The sequence below is a fragment of the Eggerthella sp. 1_3_56FAA genome (genome assembly GCF_000185625.1).
Classification (GTDB): Bacteria; Actinomycetota; Coriobacteriia; order Coriobacteriales; family Eggerthellaceae; genus Eggerthella; species Eggerthella lenta.
On sequence record NZ_GL622581.1, the window covers coordinates 226380 to 243104 of the forward strand.

At 66.1% G+C, this 16725-nt stretch carries 11 protein-coding genes and 1 pseudogene; 2 read left to right on the forward strand and 10 right to left on the reverse strand.

Features of this window, described 5'->3' with window-relative positions; all coding sequences use genetic code 11:
* The 8 genes and pseudogenes from HMPREF1023_RS11220 to HMPREF1023_RS11255 all read right to left on the reverse strand — a co-directional run.
* Nucleotides 1-191: pseudogene (locus HMPREF1023_RS11220) on the reverse strand (IS3 family transposase); the annotation flags it as partial.
* Nucleotides 192-511: 320 nt separating this feature from the next.
* Complete coding sequence (gene purH / locus HMPREF1023_RS11225; RefSeq protein WP_009306438.1) at nt 512-2086, reverse strand: bifunctional phosphoribosylaminoimidazolecarboxamide formyltransferase/IMP cyclohydrolase; 1575 nt, start codon at nt 2084-2086, stop codon at nt 512-514.
* 167 nt (nt 2087-2253) lie between these two features.
* A complete protein-coding gene (locus HMPREF1023_RS11230) occupies nt 2254-3243 on the reverse strand; it encodes an XdhC family protein (protein ID WP_009306439.1) in 990 nt (329 codons plus the stop codon).
* A 98-nt stretch (nt 3244-3341) separates the two neighbouring features.
* A complete protein-coding gene (gene purN, locus HMPREF1023_RS11235) occupies nt 3342-3962 on the reverse strand; it encodes a phosphoribosylglycinamide formyltransferase (RefSeq protein ID WP_009306440.1) in 621 nt (206 codons plus the stop codon).
* A gap of 4 nt (nt 3963-3966) precedes the next feature.
* Nucleotides 3967-5118, reverse strand: coding sequence for a phosphoribosylformylglycinamidine cyclo-ligase (purM, locus tag HMPREF1023_RS11240; RefSeq protein ID WP_009306441.1), 1152 nt, complete (start codon nt 5116-5118; stop codon nt 3967-3969).
* Nucleotides 5119-5172: 54 nt separating this feature from the next.
* Nucleotides 5173-6675 carry an amidophosphoribosyltransferase gene (purF, locus tag HMPREF1023_RS11245; protein WP_009306442.1) on the reverse strand — a complete coding sequence of 501 codons (1503 nt, stop codon included), beginning with the start codon at nt 6673-6675 and terminating at the stop codon, nt 5173-5175.
* Nucleotides 6672-7745, reverse strand: coding sequence for a class B sortase (gene srtB, locus HMPREF1023_RS11250; RefSeq protein ID WP_015760115.1), 1074 nt, complete (start codon nt 7743-7745; stop codon nt 6672-6674). Before srtB ends, purF begins: the two co-directional genes overlap by 4 nt.
* 340 nt (nt 7746-8085) lie before the next feature.
* Nucleotides 8086-9822: a polyphosphate:AMP phosphotransferase gene (locus tag HMPREF1023_RS11255; RefSeq protein ID WP_009306444.1), complete on the reverse strand. Its 1737-nt coding sequence runs from the start codon at nt 9820-9822 to the stop codon at nt 8086-8088.
* A gap of 257 nt (nt 9823-10079) precedes the next feature.
* Here HMPREF1023_RS11255 and HMPREF1023_RS11260 point away from each other — a divergent pair, with 257 nt between their 5' ends.
* Both HMPREF1023_RS11260 and ppk1 read left to right on the forward strand, forming a co-directional pair.
* Nucleotides 10080-11003, forward strand: a complete 924-nt coding sequence (locus tag HMPREF1023_RS11260; protein WP_009306445.1) for an exopolyphosphatase — start codon at nt 10080-10082, stop codon at nt 11001-11003.
* Between the two features lie 40 nt (nt 11004-11043).
* A complete protein-coding gene (ppk1, locus tag HMPREF1023_RS11265; protein WP_009306446.1) occupies nt 11044-13722 on the forward strand; it encodes a polyphosphate kinase 1 in 2679 nt (892 codons plus the stop codon).
* A gap of 860 nt (nt 13723-14582) precedes the next feature.
* Here the strand turns inward: ppk1 and glmM are convergent.
* Both glmM and HMPREF1023_RS11280 read right to left on the reverse strand, forming a co-directional pair.
* The gene (glmM, locus tag HMPREF1023_RS11275; RefSeq protein ID WP_009306448.1) at nt 14583-15917 is read right to left on the reverse strand and encodes a phosphoglucosamine mutase; all 1335 of its coding nucleotides are present in this window, start codon (nt 15915-15917) and stop codon (nt 14583-14585) included.
* A gap of 70 nt (nt 15918-15987) precedes the next feature.
* Nucleotides 15988-16479, reverse strand: a complete 492-nt coding sequence (locus HMPREF1023_RS11280) for a phosphoribosyl-ATP pyrophosphatase (protein WP_009306449.1) — start codon at nt 16477-16479, stop codon at nt 15988-15990.
* Nucleotides 16480-16725 lie beyond the last annotated feature (246 nt).

Below are 16725 nucleotides of genomic sequence, written 5' to 3' on the forward strand. Positions count from 1 at the left end.
CGGCCCTCGCACCTGCCCGGCACCGCGAGCGCGGGCGGGCGCAGGAGGCCGGCCCCCTCCTCGCGCGCGAAGGCCGAGAGCGTCGCCGCGCACGGGAACCCCTCGAGGCTCGAGCACGCCGCGCGCATCGACATGCCGCTCGCGTGGAACCTGCTCAGGACCTCCTCCTTGTATTCTTTGCCGTAAGCCATTCACGGACCTCTTTCCTCATCGAAATTCAGTCCAGAAAAACGTCCGGGGTCCCCCATGGCAATCATCGGGTCGCGACGAACGTTATAAGCGTCGTGAGCATCCACGAAACCCCAGATCGCGTGAAATCCAAAGTGCGAAATCCACTTGAAACCAAGGCTAACTTTGCCACAGCTGCCGTTTTGCGTCCACGTCGGACGAGAAGGCTACAACTTGACGCGCCGAGCGAACCGAGGAAGTCGGATCCCGCTACGGGGCGCCCGCAAAAAAACGGCAGCTTCGTTTCCGAAGCTGCCGCTTGCAACATGGTATGCCGCCGGATCTAGTGCCTGAAGTGGCGGTGGCCGGTGAAGACGAGCGCGATGCCGTGCTCGTCGGCGGCGGCGATCACCTCTTCGTCACGGATGGAGCCGCCCGGCTCGATGATGGCCGTCACGCCGGCCTCGGCCAGCGCGTCGAGGCCGTCGCGGAACGGGAAGAACGCGTCGGAGGCGGCCACGGCGCCCTTGGCCTCCTCGCCCGCCTGCTCCACGGCAATGCGCGCGGAGTTCACGCGGTTCGGCTGGCCGCCGCCCACGCCGATGGTCGCGTGGCCCTTCGTGATGGCGATGGCGTTGGACTTGATGGACTTGCACACCTTCCACGCGAACAGCAGCTCGGCGAGCTCTTCCTCGCTGGGCTGGCGCTTCGTGGGAACCGTGAACGTCGCGGGATCCTCGGCCACGGCGTCGGAATCCTGGGCCAGCAGGCCGCCCTCGACCGAGCGGTACTCCACTTCCCCGCCGGCCGGGTTCACGCCGCCCGTGGACAGCAGGCGCGCGTTCTTCTTCGCGCTGTACATGTCAAGCGCGTCGCCCGCGAACTCGGGAGCGATGATGGCCTCGACGAACTGCTTGTTGTCGAAGATGGCCACCACCACGTCGGAGGTGACGGGGCGGTTGAACGCCATGACGCCGCCGTAGGCGCTCACCGGGTCGCACGCGTGCGCGCGCTGGTAGGCCTCGACGAGGTCGTCGTTCTGGCACACGCCGCAGGGCGTGAGGTGCTTGACGATGACGCAGGCCGGCTCGTCGAACTCGCGAACGGCCGTCCAAGCCGCGTCGAGGTCGAGGTAGTTGTTGTACGACAGCTCCTTGCCCTGATGCTGCTTGGCATGGGCCAGGCTGTGCGGGGCGTCGGCGTAGTCGTCGCGACGGTAGAACGCGGCGGACTGGTGCGGGTTCTCGCCGTAGCGCAGGTCTTGCACCTTCGAGAGATGCAGCGTGCGGTCGGCGGGGAACTTCACGTCGCCCTCGTCCTTGAGCTGGGCGCCCATCCACGCGGCGATGGCGCCGTCGTAAGCCGCCGTGGTCTCGAACACGTCGAGCGCCAGCTTGGCGCGCGTGTCGCGCAGGGTGGCGCCGTCGTTGGCGCGCATCTCGGCCAGGATAGCGTCGTAGCTCGCCGGGCGCGTGACCACGGCCACGCTCTCGAAGTTCTTGGCCGCGGAGCGCAGCATGGACGGGCCGCCGATGTCGATGTTCTCGATGCAGGTGCCGAAATCGGCGCCGCTTTCCACCGTCTTCTCGAAGGCGTAGAGGTTCACCACCACCATGTCGATCATCTCGATGCCGTGCTCGGCCGCTTGGGCCATGTGGGCCTCGTTGTCGCGCTTGGCCAGCAGACCGCCGTGCACGCGCGGGTGCAGCGTCTTCACGCGACCGTCCATCATCTCGGGGAACTGCGTCACGTCGTCGATGGGCGTAACCGGCACGCCGGCGTCCTTGAGCGCGCGGGCGGTGCCGCCCGTCGAGATGATTTCCGCCCCGAACTCGTCGACGAGCGCGCGGGCGAAGTCCGCAACGCCGCTCTTGTCCGTAACGGACACGAGCACGCGCTTGACCTTAGGATTGCTCATATGGCCTTACATCCTTTCCTCTTGTCTGCGACTGAACGGCCCCTTGCGTCCAATCTCCTGCGACGCATGGTACCACCCGAACCGCGAGGTCAACGAGGAAGCGCGCGCATATCCCGCAAACGCGCACGACGAAAAGGTCAGCGAGCCCCGCCGCAAGGCGCACGCCCTCAGCGGCCCAGGCTCTTCTCGTGGCGTTCGCGCGCTTCGGCGCTGTAGCGTTGGCGGTAGCGCACGTCCACGAGCTCGGCGACGATGGCGATGGCCAGCTCGGCGGGCGTCTTCGCCCCGAACTTCAGGCCGATGGGGCGCTTGACGCGCTCCCAGTCCTCCTCGGTGGCGCCGGAGGCCAGCACCAGCTCGCGCACGCGGTCGTTCTTGCCGGCGCAGCCCATCATGCCGACGTAATGCACGTGATGCCTCGTCGCCCAGACGCAGCCCTCGGGGTCGAACATGTGACCACGGGTGAGCACGCACACGTAGTCCTCGGGCGCGGCGTCCAACTGCTCGAGCGCATCGAAGTTGCCGCCCTCGAGCACGATGCGCTTCGCCGTAGGGAAGCGCGCTTCGCTCACGTAGGCCGGATCGTAGTCGACCACCGTCACGGCGAAACCCACGTGGTCGGCGAGCGCCGCCACTTCGCTGGCCGCGTCGGACGCGCCCAGCAGCCAAACATGCACCTGGTCGAACAGAGGGACGCTCGCCCAGGTGAGGCCCTCGAACTGCTCGTTGTGCATCGAGGGGCCGCGCGTGACGTCCTTCATCTGGAACGTGTCGCGGGGCGAGTACGGCCGCGACGCCACGATCTCCTTCGCGTCGTTGCAGAAGAACACGAGCGGCTCGCCGTCGGCCGAGCCCTCGTCGCCGTACTTCTTCGTCACCTCGTTGTCGGTGTTGCGCTGAGCCGCGTCCGCATCGTAGACGATCTTGAAACCGAGCCAGGCGAGGTCGCCCTCCTCCATCGCGCGCAGGGCGCGCTCGAACGTGGGCGCGTCGTCGGCCGTGAGGCTTTTCGCCACCACGTCGAGATACGTCGGATCCACGTGCTGGTTGCCTTCGGTCGCCTCGTGCGAGAAGCACGGGAAATCCTCCACGCTCAAGGACGGCGTGCGGCCCTCGCGGAGGGCGGCGATGACGGACTGGAGGGCTTCCTTGTTCATGAGGGCTCCTTCGAGGTTCGAGCTGGCGGGCATTTGCCTGGGCGGACGACAAGCTTACGCGCGGAACGGACGGTTGACCTGCGGGTTTCCCCGCGGGTTCATCGGGCGGGGGCGATATGGACCTTACGGTCCTCGCCCACGGTCACGCGGCCTTCGGCCACGAGGCGCAGCACTTCGGGATACAGGACGTGCTCGACCTCGTGGATGCGGGCTTCGAGGTCGTCGTGGGTATCGTCCTCGCGCACCTCCACGGCGCGTTGCGCCACGATGGGGCCTTTGTCGTAGTCCTCGTTCGCGAAGTGGACGGTGATGCCCGTCACTTTCACGCCCGCGTCGAACGCGTCTTGGATGGCGTGCGCGCCCTTGAACGAGGGCAGCAGCGCCGGATGCAAGTTCAGCACGCGGTCGGGGAACGCGTCCAGCAGCACGGGCGTCACCTTGCGCATGTACCCTGCCATCACCACGTACTCGGCGTGCGCGTAGCGCAGCGTCTCGGCGATGCGCCTGTCGGCTTCGACGGGGTCGGCGTACACGTCGCGGTTGAGCACCGTGACCGGGATGCCCGCCCGATGCGCGCGCTCGATGCCGAACGCATCGGGGCGCGACGACACCACGTGCACGATCTCCACGGGCAGCCCCTCGGCCGCCGCATCGATGATGGCTTGCAAATTCGTGCCGCTGCCGCTCAGCAGCACGCCGATTTTCAGCGGTTCGGTCATGCCCTTACGCCTCCGCACCGAAGCCGTACAGCTTGCCGTCGTTCGCGTAGCGGACCTCGCCCTCGCCCGCCACGATGCGGCCGACGCGGTACGTGGTCTCGCCGGCCTGCGTCAGCGCGGCCTCCACCTCGTCGGCGCGCGCCGCGTCCACGATGAGCACCATGCCGAGGCCCATGTTGAACGTCTTGAGCGCCTCGGCTTCGTCGAGGTGCGCCGCGTCGCACACGAACGACGCGATGGCCGGCACCGGCCACGTGCCCAGGTCGACCTCGGCGGCGCAGCTCTTCGGCAGCGCACGGTCGAGGTTCTCGGAGATGCCGCCGCCCGTGATGTGCGCGAGCGCGTGCACGGCGCCCTCGCAAGCCTCCAGCACGGCGCGCACCGGCTTCACGTAGATGCGCGTGGGCTCCAAAAGCGCATCCTGCAGGCTGCGCCCGCCCAGCTCCTCGCGCTCGATGCGCAGCTCGTAGTGGGTCTTGCCCTCCACGCACACCTTGCGCGCCAGCGAGTAGCCGTTGGAGTGCAGGCCGCTGGACGCCAAGCCGATCAGCACGTCGCCCTCGCGCACGGACGCGGGATCGAGCATCTTCGAGCGGTCGACCACGCCCACGCAGAAACCGGACAGGTCGTAGTCGTCCGGATCCATGACGCCGGGGTGCTCGGCCATCTCGCCGCCGATGAGCGCGCAACCGGCCTGCTTGCAGCCCTCGCCGATGCCCGCCACGATCTCGGCCACGTTCTCGGCCTTCAGCTTGCCGATGGCCACGTAGTCGAGGAAGAACAGCGGCTCGGCGCCGGTGGCCAGAATGTCGTTGGCGCACATGGCCACCAGATCGATGCCCACCGTGTCGTGCTTGCCGGCCATCTGGGCCACCTTGAGCTTCGTGCCCACGCCGTCGGTGCCGCTGACCAGCAGCGGATCGTCCATGTCCTTGGCCGCCGCGATGGAGAACAGGCCGCCGAAGCCGCCGATGTCGCCCACCACCTCGGGACGGTACGTGTCGTGCACGACGCCCTTGATGGCTTCGACGGCGCGCGCGCCCTCGGCCGTGTCCACGCCCGCCTGCGCGTAGGTCACCGCGTCCTCGTCCATCCAGCTGGGCATGTGCGGGCCGTCGTCGGTCTGCGCTGCGTTCACGGTTACTCTCTCGGTCATCTCTGCTCCTTGTGCCGTATCGTCCATGTCGGGGCGGTTCCCCCTGTCATGCTGCTATCGCGTGCGAGGGCGCGCCTCGTCGGCCGCGCCTTCGCCGTAAGTCTCTTCGAAATCCTTCTTCGTGAGTAAGCTCTTCTTGGCCACCGAATCGGGGATGGCCACCGGGTAGTCGCCGGTGAAGCATGCGTCGCAGAACCCCTGGCGGCGCGCATCGGGCACGGAGGCGCGCAGGCCCTCGAGCGAGATGAAGGCCAGCGAGTCCGAGCCGATCCACGCGTTCATCTCGCCCAGATCCATGTTCGCGGCGATCAGCTGGTCGCGCGTGTCGGTGTCGATGCCGTAAAAGCACGGCCACAGCACCTCGGGGCTCACGATGCGCAGGTGCACCTCGGCCGCGCCCGCATCGCGCAGCATCTGCACGAGCTTCTTGCTGGTGTTGCCGCGCACGATGCTGTCGTCGATGACCACGAGGCGCTTGCCCTCGATCACCGAGCGCAGCGGGTTCAGCTTCAAACGGATGCCCAGCTGGCGCATGGCCTGGGTGGGCTCGATGAACGTGCGTCCCACGTAGCGGTTCTTCACGATGCCGTCGGCGTACGGGATGCCGCTCTCAAACGCGTAGCCCATGGCCGACGGCACGCCCGAGTCGGGCACGCCCAGCACGAGGTCGGCCTCCACGGGCGCCTCCTGCGCCAGGATGCGCCCCATGTTGCGCCGCGCCTGGTACACGCTCTGGCCGTCGATCACGCTGTCGGGGCGCGCGAAGTACACGTACTCGAAGATGCACGCCGCCGACTTGCGGGCGGCGACGCCCTGCTCGGCGTGCATGCCGTCGCGGTTGAAGCGCACGATCTCGCCCGGTTCGACGTCGCGCACGTACTGCGCGCCCACGATGTCGAGCCCGCACGTCTCGCTGGACACTGCCCAGCCGCGGCCGTCGGGCAGCTCGCCGATGCACAGCGGGCGGATACCGTTGGGGTCGCGGAACGCGTACAGCGAATCGGGGCTGGCCAGCACCATGGCGTAGGCGCCCGACAGCTCCTCCATAGCGCGGCGGATGCCGTTGCGCAAGTGGTGCGTTTCCTGGGTCACCCGGCCGATTGCCTTCGCCGCCACCTCGCTGTCGGTGCCGGAACGGAACTGCACGCCCTCGTCGACGAGATGGGCGCGCAAGGCGTTCGTGTTGACGAGCGTGCCGTTGTGCGCGAGCGCGATCAGCACGTCGTCGATGGCCGAGATGTGCGGCTGCGCAGCCTCCCACGACGCGGCGCCGCCGCTCGTGGAGTAGCGCGCGTGGCCCACGGCCACGAAGCCCTCGAGCGCGGCCAGGCTTGCTTCGTCGAACACCTGGGTCACAAGGCCGAGGTCTTTCGACACCATGACCGTCGCACCGTCGCCCACGGCGATGCCGGCGCTCTCCTGACCGCGATGCTGCAGCGCTTGCAAGCCGAAGCACGTCATGCGCGCCACGTCTTCGCCGGGAGCGAACACGCCGAACACGGCGCACTCCTCTTCGAGGCGGTCGGGGCGCTCGCCCGGCAGGATGGACGTGCTCATGAAGCGATCTCCTGTTCTGCGGAATCGATGGCCGCGACGGCATCGGGGTCGATGACGTCGCCGTCGCCCTCGCCCACCGTGCTGGCCTTCACGTACGAATACAGCACGTAACGCCCGTCCGACGGCAGATTGTCGCACGTGGCAAGGGCGAAGGTGTGTTTGATATCGGAAGCAGCAGGTATGTCGGAAGCGGGCACCACCGATCGGTCGATCTTGTCCTGCACGTAGGCCACGCGTTCGTCCTCATCGGCGAACCGCATCTGTGCCAACGGATCGTCGGCCGCCACATGCACGAGCGCGAACGTGCTCAGCTCGTAGTTGCCCTCAGGCGTGAGGATGTACACCGTGCGATGGTCGTTGAACTGGGCGGCATCGCTGAAATCGGCGACGCAGGCGAACATCGAGCCGTCGTTCAGATGATGGCCGTAGATGATGTTGTTCGGGTCGGAGAAGTCGGAGCTGTTCTCGGCCGCCAGGAAGATGGCGCCGAACGTGGCGATCCAGCCTTCCGATCCCTTGAAGTCGTGCGTAAGGTACTTCTCGTCGTCGGCCGCTTGCACGATGGGGTAGTTCACCACGGTGCCGGGAATGTAGATCCACCCCACCGTGTCGGGATTGATGGCCTTGAGCGCATCCCAGTCCACCGTGAAGTCGGCGAGCGACGTGGCCGACAGATCGTCGGGCGGCGTGAAACCCTCCCGCGCGACATCGTTATAGGTTTGCTGACCCTGCCAGTAACTGAAGCCGATGGCACCGAGCGCGGCCAGCGCCACGACGAACACCACGAGCGCGATCCAGAACACCACGCGCCACGGCCCGCTCTTCTTCCGAGGCCGTCCGGAACCGGGCTGCTGATAGGTCGGTTGCTGTCGATACGGGTAGCCTCCGCCTCCAGCCGATCTGCGCTGGGCAGGCTGAGCGGAGCGGTAGGCGGCATGCTGCGCGGTGGCCGGCCGGTAGGCGCCCGGTTGCGCCCCTGCCCGCACGTCGGGCGCGGCGCCCCTCGGCACGCGCTGCTGCGCAGGTCGCCCGCTTGGAGCAGGGCCGGGATGCTGTCGGTACTCGGACATGTTCACCTTTCGGGATGATCTTCAAACGGCGGAACCCCGCCGTCGCCAGACCGTTACCATAATAAACAAACGCCCCCATGATGGGGGCGCGATGTTCGCAAAAACGCAATTTTCACGATAGGGACCGCTGTTCGCCGAAGCGGCTACTTCTTCATCTCGTCGATGAAGCCTTTCGCGATGAAGCCGACGATGACGAGGACGATGATCGCGACGATGACCCAGATAGCCTCCATGGGCACGGTGATTCCGAACAGAGTCATGACTGTTTACCCCTTTTTTTCGTTCAAGCGCGCGAATGCGCACGGTCGTTTCGAGTACTGCTGCCCATAGTAACGCGATCTCAGTTTTCGCGCAAGCGCGCTTCCAGGGCGTCGTTGATAATTTTGAGCGCCTTGACGCGCGCGTAGCGCTTGTCGTCGCTCTCGAGGATTATCCAGGGGGCGAACGGCGTGCTGGTCAAGCGGAAGATATCCTCGACCGCGGCTTTGTACTGGGGATACTTGTCGCGGTTGCGCCAATCCTCATCGGTGATCTTCCACTGTTTCGCAGGATCTTGCTCGCGGTCGCGAAAGCGTCGCAACTGCTCTTCGGGACTCACGTCAACCCAGAACTTCAGCAGGATGGCGCCCCACCGCACCAGATCGCGCTCGAATTCGTTGATCTCGTCGTACGCCCGCGTCCATTCCGACACCGAAGCGAAACCTTCGACGCGCTCCACGAGCACGCGACCGTACCAGCTGCGGTCGTAGATGCCCACGTGGCCCGCCTTCGGCAGACGCGTCCAATAGCGCCACAGGTGCGGATGCAGCAGCTCGGGCTTCGTGGGGGCGGGACTGGGAAAAATGGTATAGGCGCGGGCGTCGAGCGCTTGGGCCACGCGCTTGATGTTGCCGCCCTTGCCCGCGGCGTCCCAGCCTTCGTACATGATCATGAGCGGGATGCGCTTCTGGTACATCTCCATCTCCAGCCTGTTGAGGCGCTCCTGCTGGGCCTTGAGCTCGACCTTGTACGTCTCGGGGTCGAGCGCGAGCGCGTGGTCGACGCTCTCGAGGCACGGCGGGTCGTCCACCTGACGGAACCTCGAAACGCGCGGAGCGCGGGCGGAAGCAGCGGCTGCGGCGGCTTCCGCCTCCTCGCGCACGCGCGCCTCCTCTTCGGGAGAACGGCCGAACAGGGGCGCTTCATCGAGAGCGCCGGCGGAGTTGGCCTGCGCCTTGGCCGCCGCTACGGCGGCTTCGGCGTCGGGCGCCGCCTCGAACGCGCTCGTAAGCGCGTTCACCAGCGTCTCGGCGATCTGCAGGTTGGCGCGGCGCTTGTCCTCGCCGTTCACGAGATGCCATGGGGCGAACGAGAAGTCGCTGCCCTTCAGCAGGTTGTCGTACAGGCGGTACGCCTCCTCGTAGTTGCCGATGGTGGCCAGCTTGTCCTCGCCCACGCGCCAGCGCGTGGCCGGATCGTCATGCAGGCGCGTGAGGCGCTTCTTCTGCGCCTCCTTCGTGACGTGCACGAAGAACTTGACCACAAGGTAACCGTCGTCGGCTAGCTGCCGCTCGAAATCGGACGCAGAGGTGAGGTAGCGGCGCAGCACGTCGATGTGGCGTTCGTCGCGCGCCTCGGCCATGGCGGCCGCGACGGCTTTCTGGCCCTTGCGCTTGGAGGCTTTCAGGGAGAGCTTGCCGAACTCGGTGTACAGCATGTGCTGAACGGCGGCGGTGTACCAGCCGCGGTCGAAGAACGAGATGGTGCCGCGCTGGCCCAGGCCCTTCCAGAACTCCTGCATCACGGGATAGAAGCCCGTTACGCCGCTCTTCGCGCCCGCGAACGCGCGGGCGGCTTTCACGTCGAGGTTTTCAGTGACGTACACGCTGGTGGCGCGCGCGTCGAGGTGGTACATGAGATCGGAGATGCGGCTGCCCTTGCCGGCGCCGTTCCATCCTTCGAACAGCACCACCAGGCCGACGCCCTGCACGCGCGCCTGCTGCTGCAGCACCACCAATCGCTCCATCAGCTCGTCCCGACGCGCCTTGTAGGCGTCCTTCGAGAGCGGTTCGCGTGAGAAATCGACGGTTTCCAGCATGGCGCTTCCTTTCCTTCGAGAAGCTCATGGTACCACAAGGATCGCGAAGAACCGGACCGCCATCCTGCAAGGGCCGGCCCATCGCCACCCGAACGAGCGAACCAGACCGTCGTCCCGAGCGCAGGCGATGAAAAGTAAAATCCAGCTTTCAGTTCGCGCTCGGCCTGGCCGCGACCGGCGCGGTTCACTACAATGAAGCGATGGAGCACATCGCGGATCGCCCCGGGCGAGCCGCTTGATTTCGGACGGACTATGCCATGCCCAACTACGCGGTGATCGACCTCGGGTCGAACTCGATACGCCTCGTCGTCTACGACGTGAAAGACGCGCATAAGCGCACGTGTACGAACAAAGATTTCAAGAGTCTCATAAACGACAAGGTGATGGCGGGCTTGTCGGCCTACGTCGTGGACGGGGTGTTCACCCAGGACGGCATCGACCGAGCCGTCAGCGTGCTGCGCGGACATGCGAAGCGCGCACGGTACTTCGATTGCGAGAAGATGGAGGTGTTCGCCACCGCGGTCATCCGCAACGCCTTGAACTGCGAGGAAGCCGTCGCGGCCATCGAGGAGGCAGCCGAGCTGCCCATCTCGCTGCTGTCGGCTACCGACGAGGCGCACCTGGGCTTCGTCGGCGCCACCTGCGACCGCGCAGTAGAGCGGGGCACGCTCGTCGACATCGGCGGCGGCTCGACCGAGCTCACACGCATCGAAAGCAGCCTCGATTTCGACAACGCGAGCATCGGGCAAGGGTCGTTGTCATCGTTCGCCCAGCACGTACGCGCTATCCTGCCGACCCCCGGCGAGATGGACGCCATAGCCGAAGCGTTCCGCAAGCGCTTCGCCGGTCTGCCCGACCCCGACGCGTACCGCTCGGAAGCGCTGTACGGCATCGGCGGAAGCGTGCGCGCGGCCGCCAAGATGCATGCTCAAGCCACCGGCGCGGCCGTACGTCCGAAAACCATGACGAAACAGCAAATTCATGCGATACTTGCATGGTGCCGCACCGATCCCGACACGTTCGCGCACGCCGCGCTCAAGGCTTCGGCCGAGCGCGTGCACACGCTGGTACCGGGCTGCATCATCCTCGGCGAGCTGTTCGACGCATGCGGAGCCGAGCGTCTGGACGTATGCAAGTACGGCGTGCGCGAAGGGTACCTGATCGACCGCATGCTGCGGTAGCGGCGCGCAGGAAGCGAACGTTTACGGGAAGGGGACGTTCATGGACACAGCCAAGAAATCCACGACCAGCACCGCCGAGACTCCTGCCGGCCAAGCGCCGGACGCTCTCGCGGAAACGAGCGCGGACGAGATGCGCGCGTCAATCGACGAGGTCGAGGGCGCAAACCCCTCCGTCGAGGGCGAGCCGAGCAAAGAATCCTACTTGCAGAACCGAGAGCTGTCATGGCTCACGTTCAACGAGCGCGTACTCGACCAGGGAGCCGACGAGACGGTGCCGCTGCTCGAGCGCCTGAACTTCATCTCCATCTTCTGGAGCAACCTCCAGGAGTTCTTCATGGTGCGCGTCGGCAGCCTGACCGACCTGTCGTTAGTGAAGAAGCACATCATCGACTCGAAGTCCGGCATGACGCCCGCCGAGCAGCTCGATGCCATCTACGCGCGCTGCCACGAGCTGTACCCCATCCAGGAACGCACCTACGAAAGCGTGCGGAAACAGCTGTGCGCGCGCGGCGTGTGCAGCCTGCGCCCCGAAGACCTCGACGACGAGCAGCGCGCCTTCCTGTCCGATTACGTGCACAAGAACGTGATGCCGTTCCTGTCGCCGCAGATCATCAACTCGCGCCATCCCTTCCCTCACTTGGAGAACGGCGCGCTGTACGTGGTACTGCGCCTCAACGAGGAGCCGGGCGCGAAGAAGAAGGCGGCGAAGACCAAGGACGGCGAAAAGGCGCCCAAGGAGGAGAAGGGGAAGAACCTCGGAGCCGAGGGCGTGACGCTGGGCCTCGTCCCCATGCCGCGCCAATGCCAGCGCGTGATCGCGCTGCCGGGCGAAGGACTGCAGTTCATCCTGCTGGAGCACGCCATCGAGATGGTGGCGAGCGAGATATTCTCCATGTACGCCATCAAGCACACGAACGTCATCTGCGTCACCCGCAACGCCGACCTCGACGCCACCGAAGGCACCGACGAGAGCGACGAGGACTATCGCGAGCACATGAAGCGCATCTTGAAGAAGCGCTCGCGCCTGGCGCCGGTACGCCTCGAAAGCGAACGGCCGCTGTCGCCCACCCTGGAGAAGCTGCTGCTCAAGCGCCTGAACCTCAAGCCGCACCAAGCTTACGTCACGAAGGTGCCGCTCGACATGAGCTATACGTGGGGCCTGGCCGGCCATCTGCCCGAGGCCGCGCGCGCGGAGCTGACGAACGTACCGTTCACGCCGCAGTGGCCCGGCTGCCTCGACCGCAACCGTCGCATCATCGACCAGGTGGCCGAGAAGGAAGTGCTGCTATCGTACCCGTACGAGAGCATGGACGCCTTCGTGCAGCTTCTGCGCGAGGCTGCGAACGACCCCACCGTCATCTCCATCAAGATCACGCTGTACCGCCTGGCCAGCCAATCGCATCTAGCCGAGGCGCTCATCGCGGCAGCCGAGAACGGCAAGGAGGTGACCGCGCTGTTCGAGCTGCGCGCCCGCTTCGACGAGAGCAACAACATCGAATGGTCGCAGCGCTTCGAACAGGCGGGATGCAACGTCATCTACGGCTTCCGCGACTTCAAGGTGCACTCGAAGATATGCTGCATCACGCGTCAAACCGACCAGGGGCTGCAGCACATCACCCAGCTGGGCACCGGCAACTACAACGAGAAGACGGCGAAGCTGTACACCGATCTGTCGTTCATCACCACCGACGAGACGTTCGGGCGAGACGCAACCGAGTTCTTCCGCAACATGGGGCTCGAGAACACCTCCGACAACTACGACATCATGTGGGTGGCGCCGTTGCAGATCAAGCCGATGATCCTCGCTGGGATCGACGCGCAGATCGAACGCAAGAAAGCCGGCGAGCCGTGCGGGCTGTTCTTCAAAACGAACTCCATCACCGACAAGGACGTGATCGAGAAGATCGTGGAGGCGTCGCAGGCCGGCGTGAACGTGACGCTGTTCGTGCGCGGCATCTCGTGCATCGTGCCGGGGCTGGAAGGCTACACCGAGCACGTGCGCGTCGTGTCCATCGTGGGGCGCCTGCTGGAGCACAGCCGCATCTACGGCTTCGGCCCGCGCGACAATATGAAGGTGTACCTGTCCAGCGCCGACCTCATGACGCGCAACATGGACAAGCGCATCGAGATAGCCTGGCCCGTCCTCGACAGCGAACTGCGCGAGCAGATCCTCGGATACCTCGACGTGAGCCTGAGCGACACCGCCAAACTGCGTGAGCTCATGCCCGATGGCAGCTACACGCCGCTCGGCGCGTTCGCGAAAGAAGACGCCGACGGCGAGACCGTGCTGTTCGAATCGCAGGAGTTCTTCATCAAGCGCGCGCAGCAGCGCCGCCTGGAAGCAGCCGAGGACGAAGCGGCGCGCGATGCTGCTCGGCGACGTTCGGCCCAGCTGATGGCGGCACACGAGATGACCGAGGACGAGGCGAGCATCCGCGCGGAGGAACGCGCCGCGGCTGCGGCCGCGCGCGAGGCGGAAGCGGCTGCGGAAGCCGCCGTTCAGGCATCCGTGGCCGCATCGTCCCGGATCGCGCCCGCAACCGCGCCCGCTATTCCGGTCGGCCCTGCCACCGCCCCGGCACTCGAAGCCGACGCCATCGAACCTCCTGTCGGCGAGCGCCCGTGCGCCGAGCAGGGCATGGTGGCAGCCCCGCCCGCAACGCGCGGTGCGAAGAAGCCGAGCCTGCTCGTGCGCTTCCTCAGCCTGTTCGTGCGATAAGAGCACGCTCCCTCTCGCATGAAAACGCCCTCGGCTCTTCGGAGCCGAGGGCGTTGCTTTCGGATGATGCGGCAGGAGCGCAGTCCGAGGATGCCGCGGTCGACCGGCGCGCATATCGCGGCCGCGTCCCTGTCGCAACGACCACGATCCCATGAAGCGCGCGAGTGCGCAAGAGGCCGCAGCTGAGCGTTGCCGCCTTGCCACCCTCCCGCTACTCGCCTTTCCTCATCGGCCCGACGTATTTCCAGAAGCGTTCCGGATCGCAGCAGAAGCACAGCACGCGACCCGACTCGGCGTCGAAGCGGTAGCCGGCGCTTTCGAAGACGAAGCGCCATTGCTTGATCCTGCCTGCGATGATCGGCCGAACGCGAACGTGGCGGCACCCCGTCAAACGGGGCGCCTGCAACGAAAACCGGAGAAATCTCCTCTGTCCATGACTTATGCGCACCTCTGCCACGCCGAAACGGCCTTTTCAGACGACGCGGCAAAGCGTCGCCCAATAAAAGGCCTGGTCAAAAGTTAGCTATGAAATACTTCGATCGCGCAGGCCGCTTCCGAGGTGCACATAAGTCGCGTACATGGTGCTTTTTGGGCGTTTTCGATGGCAGAGGTACGCATAAGTCGGGAACTTGCCCGCACGCAGGGGGGGGGCAACCCTGCTTGCTTTTCGCCCCGAAGCGCGCACTACGCAATAGAAGGATCCCGAATACGGCACCGGCAGAAAGACTTCCTGCTGACGCCGCACGGGATCCTTCGCGTCCCCGCTTCGCGGGGCCTCCCTGCGCTCGCTTCGCGTGCTCGGGAATTCTACAGTCCGCTGGACTGTCGAATGCTTGCGCTCGCTCAGGATGAAAGCGGAATCACGCCTCGCGCTCGACCACGGCGGCGATGGCCTGCGCGTGGCGGTCGGCCTCCTCGGCGCTGGCGGCCTCCACCATGACGCGCACCACCGGCTCGGTGCCGGAAGGACGCAGCAGCACGCGACCCGAATCGCCCAGCTCCGCTTCGGCAGCTTCGACGGCGGCCTGCACAGCCGCATTGCCGTCCACGGCGTGCTTGTCGTTCACGCGCACGTTGATCAGCGTCTGCGGGAAACGCGTCATGACGCTGGCGACATCCTCGATGGAGGAACCGGCACGCCGGCAAGCGGCCAGGAACTGCAGGGCGGTCACCAAGCCGTCGCCTGTGGAGTTGTGCTCGAGGAAGATCATATGGCCGCTCTGCTCGCCGCCCAGGACGAAGCCGCCCTCGCGCATGGCCTCCAGCACGTAACGGTCGCCCACCTTCGTCTGGACGAGCTCGATGCCCGCATCGCGCAGAGCATGCGAGAGCCCGAGGTTGCACATGACGGTGGACACGGCGGTGCCGCCGGCAAGCAGCCCGCGCTTGTGCAGGTCGATAGCGCACACGGCCTCCACCACGTCGCCGTCGATCTCGTTGCCGTTCGCGTCCACAAGCATGACGCGGTCGGCGTCGCCGTCGTGCGCGATGCCCACGTCGGCGCCCGTCTCGGCCACGAGCGCGCGCAACGGCTCGAGATGGGTGGAGCCGCACTGCACGTTGATGTCGGTGCCGTCGAAGTCCTCGTTGATCGAAACCACCTCGGCGCCCAGACGGCGCAGCGCCTCGGCGCTGGTCATGCAGGATGCGCCATGGCCTGCGTCGAGCGCCACCTTGAGGCCCGCGAAGTCGATGCCCTCGCCGGCCACCGTGGACACGGCGTGCGCGATGTACAGCTCGCAGGCATCGTCCACCGGCAGCGCCACGCCCACCTCGTCGCCGTTCGGCAGCTCGTCCGCCGACGGGCCGCCCGCCGCCAGATAAGCCTCGATCTCGTCCTCAACCGCATCCGGCAGCTTGAAGCCCTGGCCGTCAAACAGCTTGATGCCGTTGTACTCGGGTGGGTTGTGCGACGCCGAGATGACGATGCCGCCGTCGCAGTGCAGCTCGCGCACCAGAAGCGCGATGGCGGGCGTCGGGATGATGCCGGCCAGGAGCGCCGTGCCGCCCATCGACATGATGCCGGACGCCACGGCCGACTCCAGCATGTCGCCGGACAGGCGCGTGTCCTTGCCGATGAGGATGGTCTTGCCCTGGAAGGCCACGGCGGCCTGACCCAGCTTGAAGGCCGTCTCGCACGTCAGCTCCTTGTTCGCGACGCCGCGAACCCCATCCGTTCCAAATAAACGTGCCATGCTCTTTCCTTTCCAGCAGGTTCAACAAAGTAAGCGGGGCTTTCGAGGCGGCGGATAACCGCCGGAAGATCTACTTCCCCCGTTTCACATGGTCTTCATGCAAGCGGACGCCGCCCTCGGGGCGTTCCGCGTCGGTCATGCGGTTGTTCAGCTCGGCGGCGAACTCGTCGAGACCGATGCCGTAGCGCTCGAGCACCACGAGCAGGTGGTACACCACATCGGCCGCCTCGTAGCGCAGATGATCGATGGCCGCGTCGTACTCGGGCGGCAGATCGACGGCCAGCTCGTCGGTCTCGTCGACAGCGCCGCTTGCCGCGATCGATGCCGCCAGCGACGAGCACGCCCACGACTCCACGTCCTTCGCCGCAAGCGCCGTCTCGCCCGCCTCCTCCATGACCTTCTTCAGCACCCCGTCGAGAGAGCCGGTGAGCAGACGATAGGTGTAGCTCTCCTCCCCCGCCTCGCGCCGGGCTGCGATAGTTGCGGCAAGCGCCTCGAACGTCGCCCCGATCTGCGACGAAGGCGGCATTTCGCCGGAAGGGATATAGGTTTTCTGAGACATGATGCTCCTCCTACAACTAAGCAAACCCCGCAGGTAGAACCCTTCTCCAGCGAGTCCCGGTCTGACCGCCCTATCGCAGGTTGCGATCCGCACCCGCCGGCACCGCGCGGGATCCTTCGACTCCGCGCTGCGCGCTCGCTCAGGATGACAACCTACTGCGAAAACCGCATGAAGGGAGGTGCGGGGCGGCACCCACCAAGCGAGTTCCGCAGCGAAGCGAGGACTGTCTGAGCGACTGGGTGCCGC

Bases quoted from the DNA above. Each gene is read 5' to 3' on its own strand.
- purH (WP_009306438.1), bottom strand. From the start codon at position 2,086: ATGAGCAATCCTAAGGTCAAGCGCGTGCTCGTGTCCGTTACGGACAAG.
- HMPREF1023_RS11230 (WP_009306439.1), bottom strand. From the start codon at position 3,243: ATGAACAAGGAAGCCCTCCAGTCCGTCATCGCCGCCCTCCGCGAGGGC.
- purN (WP_009306440.1), bottom strand. From the start codon at position 3,962: ATGACCGAACCGCTGAAAATCGGCGTGCTGCTGAGCGGCAGCGGCACG.
- purM (WP_009306441.1), bottom strand. From the start codon at position 5,118: ATGACCGAGAGAGTAACCGTGAACGCAGCGCAGACCGACGACGGCCCG.
- purF (WP_009306442.1), bottom strand. From the start codon at position 6,675: ATGAGCACGTCCATCCTGCCGGGCGAGCGCCCCGACCGCCTCGAAGAG.
- srtB (WP_015760115.1), bottom strand. From the start codon at position 7,745: ATGTCCGAGTACCGACAGCATCCCGGCCCTGCTCCAAGCGGGCGACCT.
- HMPREF1023_RS11255 (WP_009306444.1), bottom strand. From the start codon at position 9,822: ATGCTGGAAACCGTCGATTTCTCACGCGAACCGCTCTCGAAGGACGCC.
- HMPREF1023_RS11260 (WP_009306445.1), top strand. From the start codon at position 10,080: ATGCCCAACTACGCGGTGATCGACCTCGGGTCGAACTCGATACGCCTC.
- ppk1 (WP_009306446.1), top strand. From the start codon at position 11,044: ATGGACACAGCCAAGAAATCCACGACCAGCACCGCCGAGACTCCTGCC.
- glmM (WP_009306448.1), bottom strand. From the start codon at position 15,917: ATGGCACGTTTATTTGGAACGGATGGGGTTCGCGGCGTCGCGAACAAG.
- HMPREF1023_RS11280 (WP_009306449.1), bottom strand. From the start codon at position 16,479: ATGTCTCAGAAAACCTATATCCCTTCCGGCGAAATGCCGCCTTCGTCG.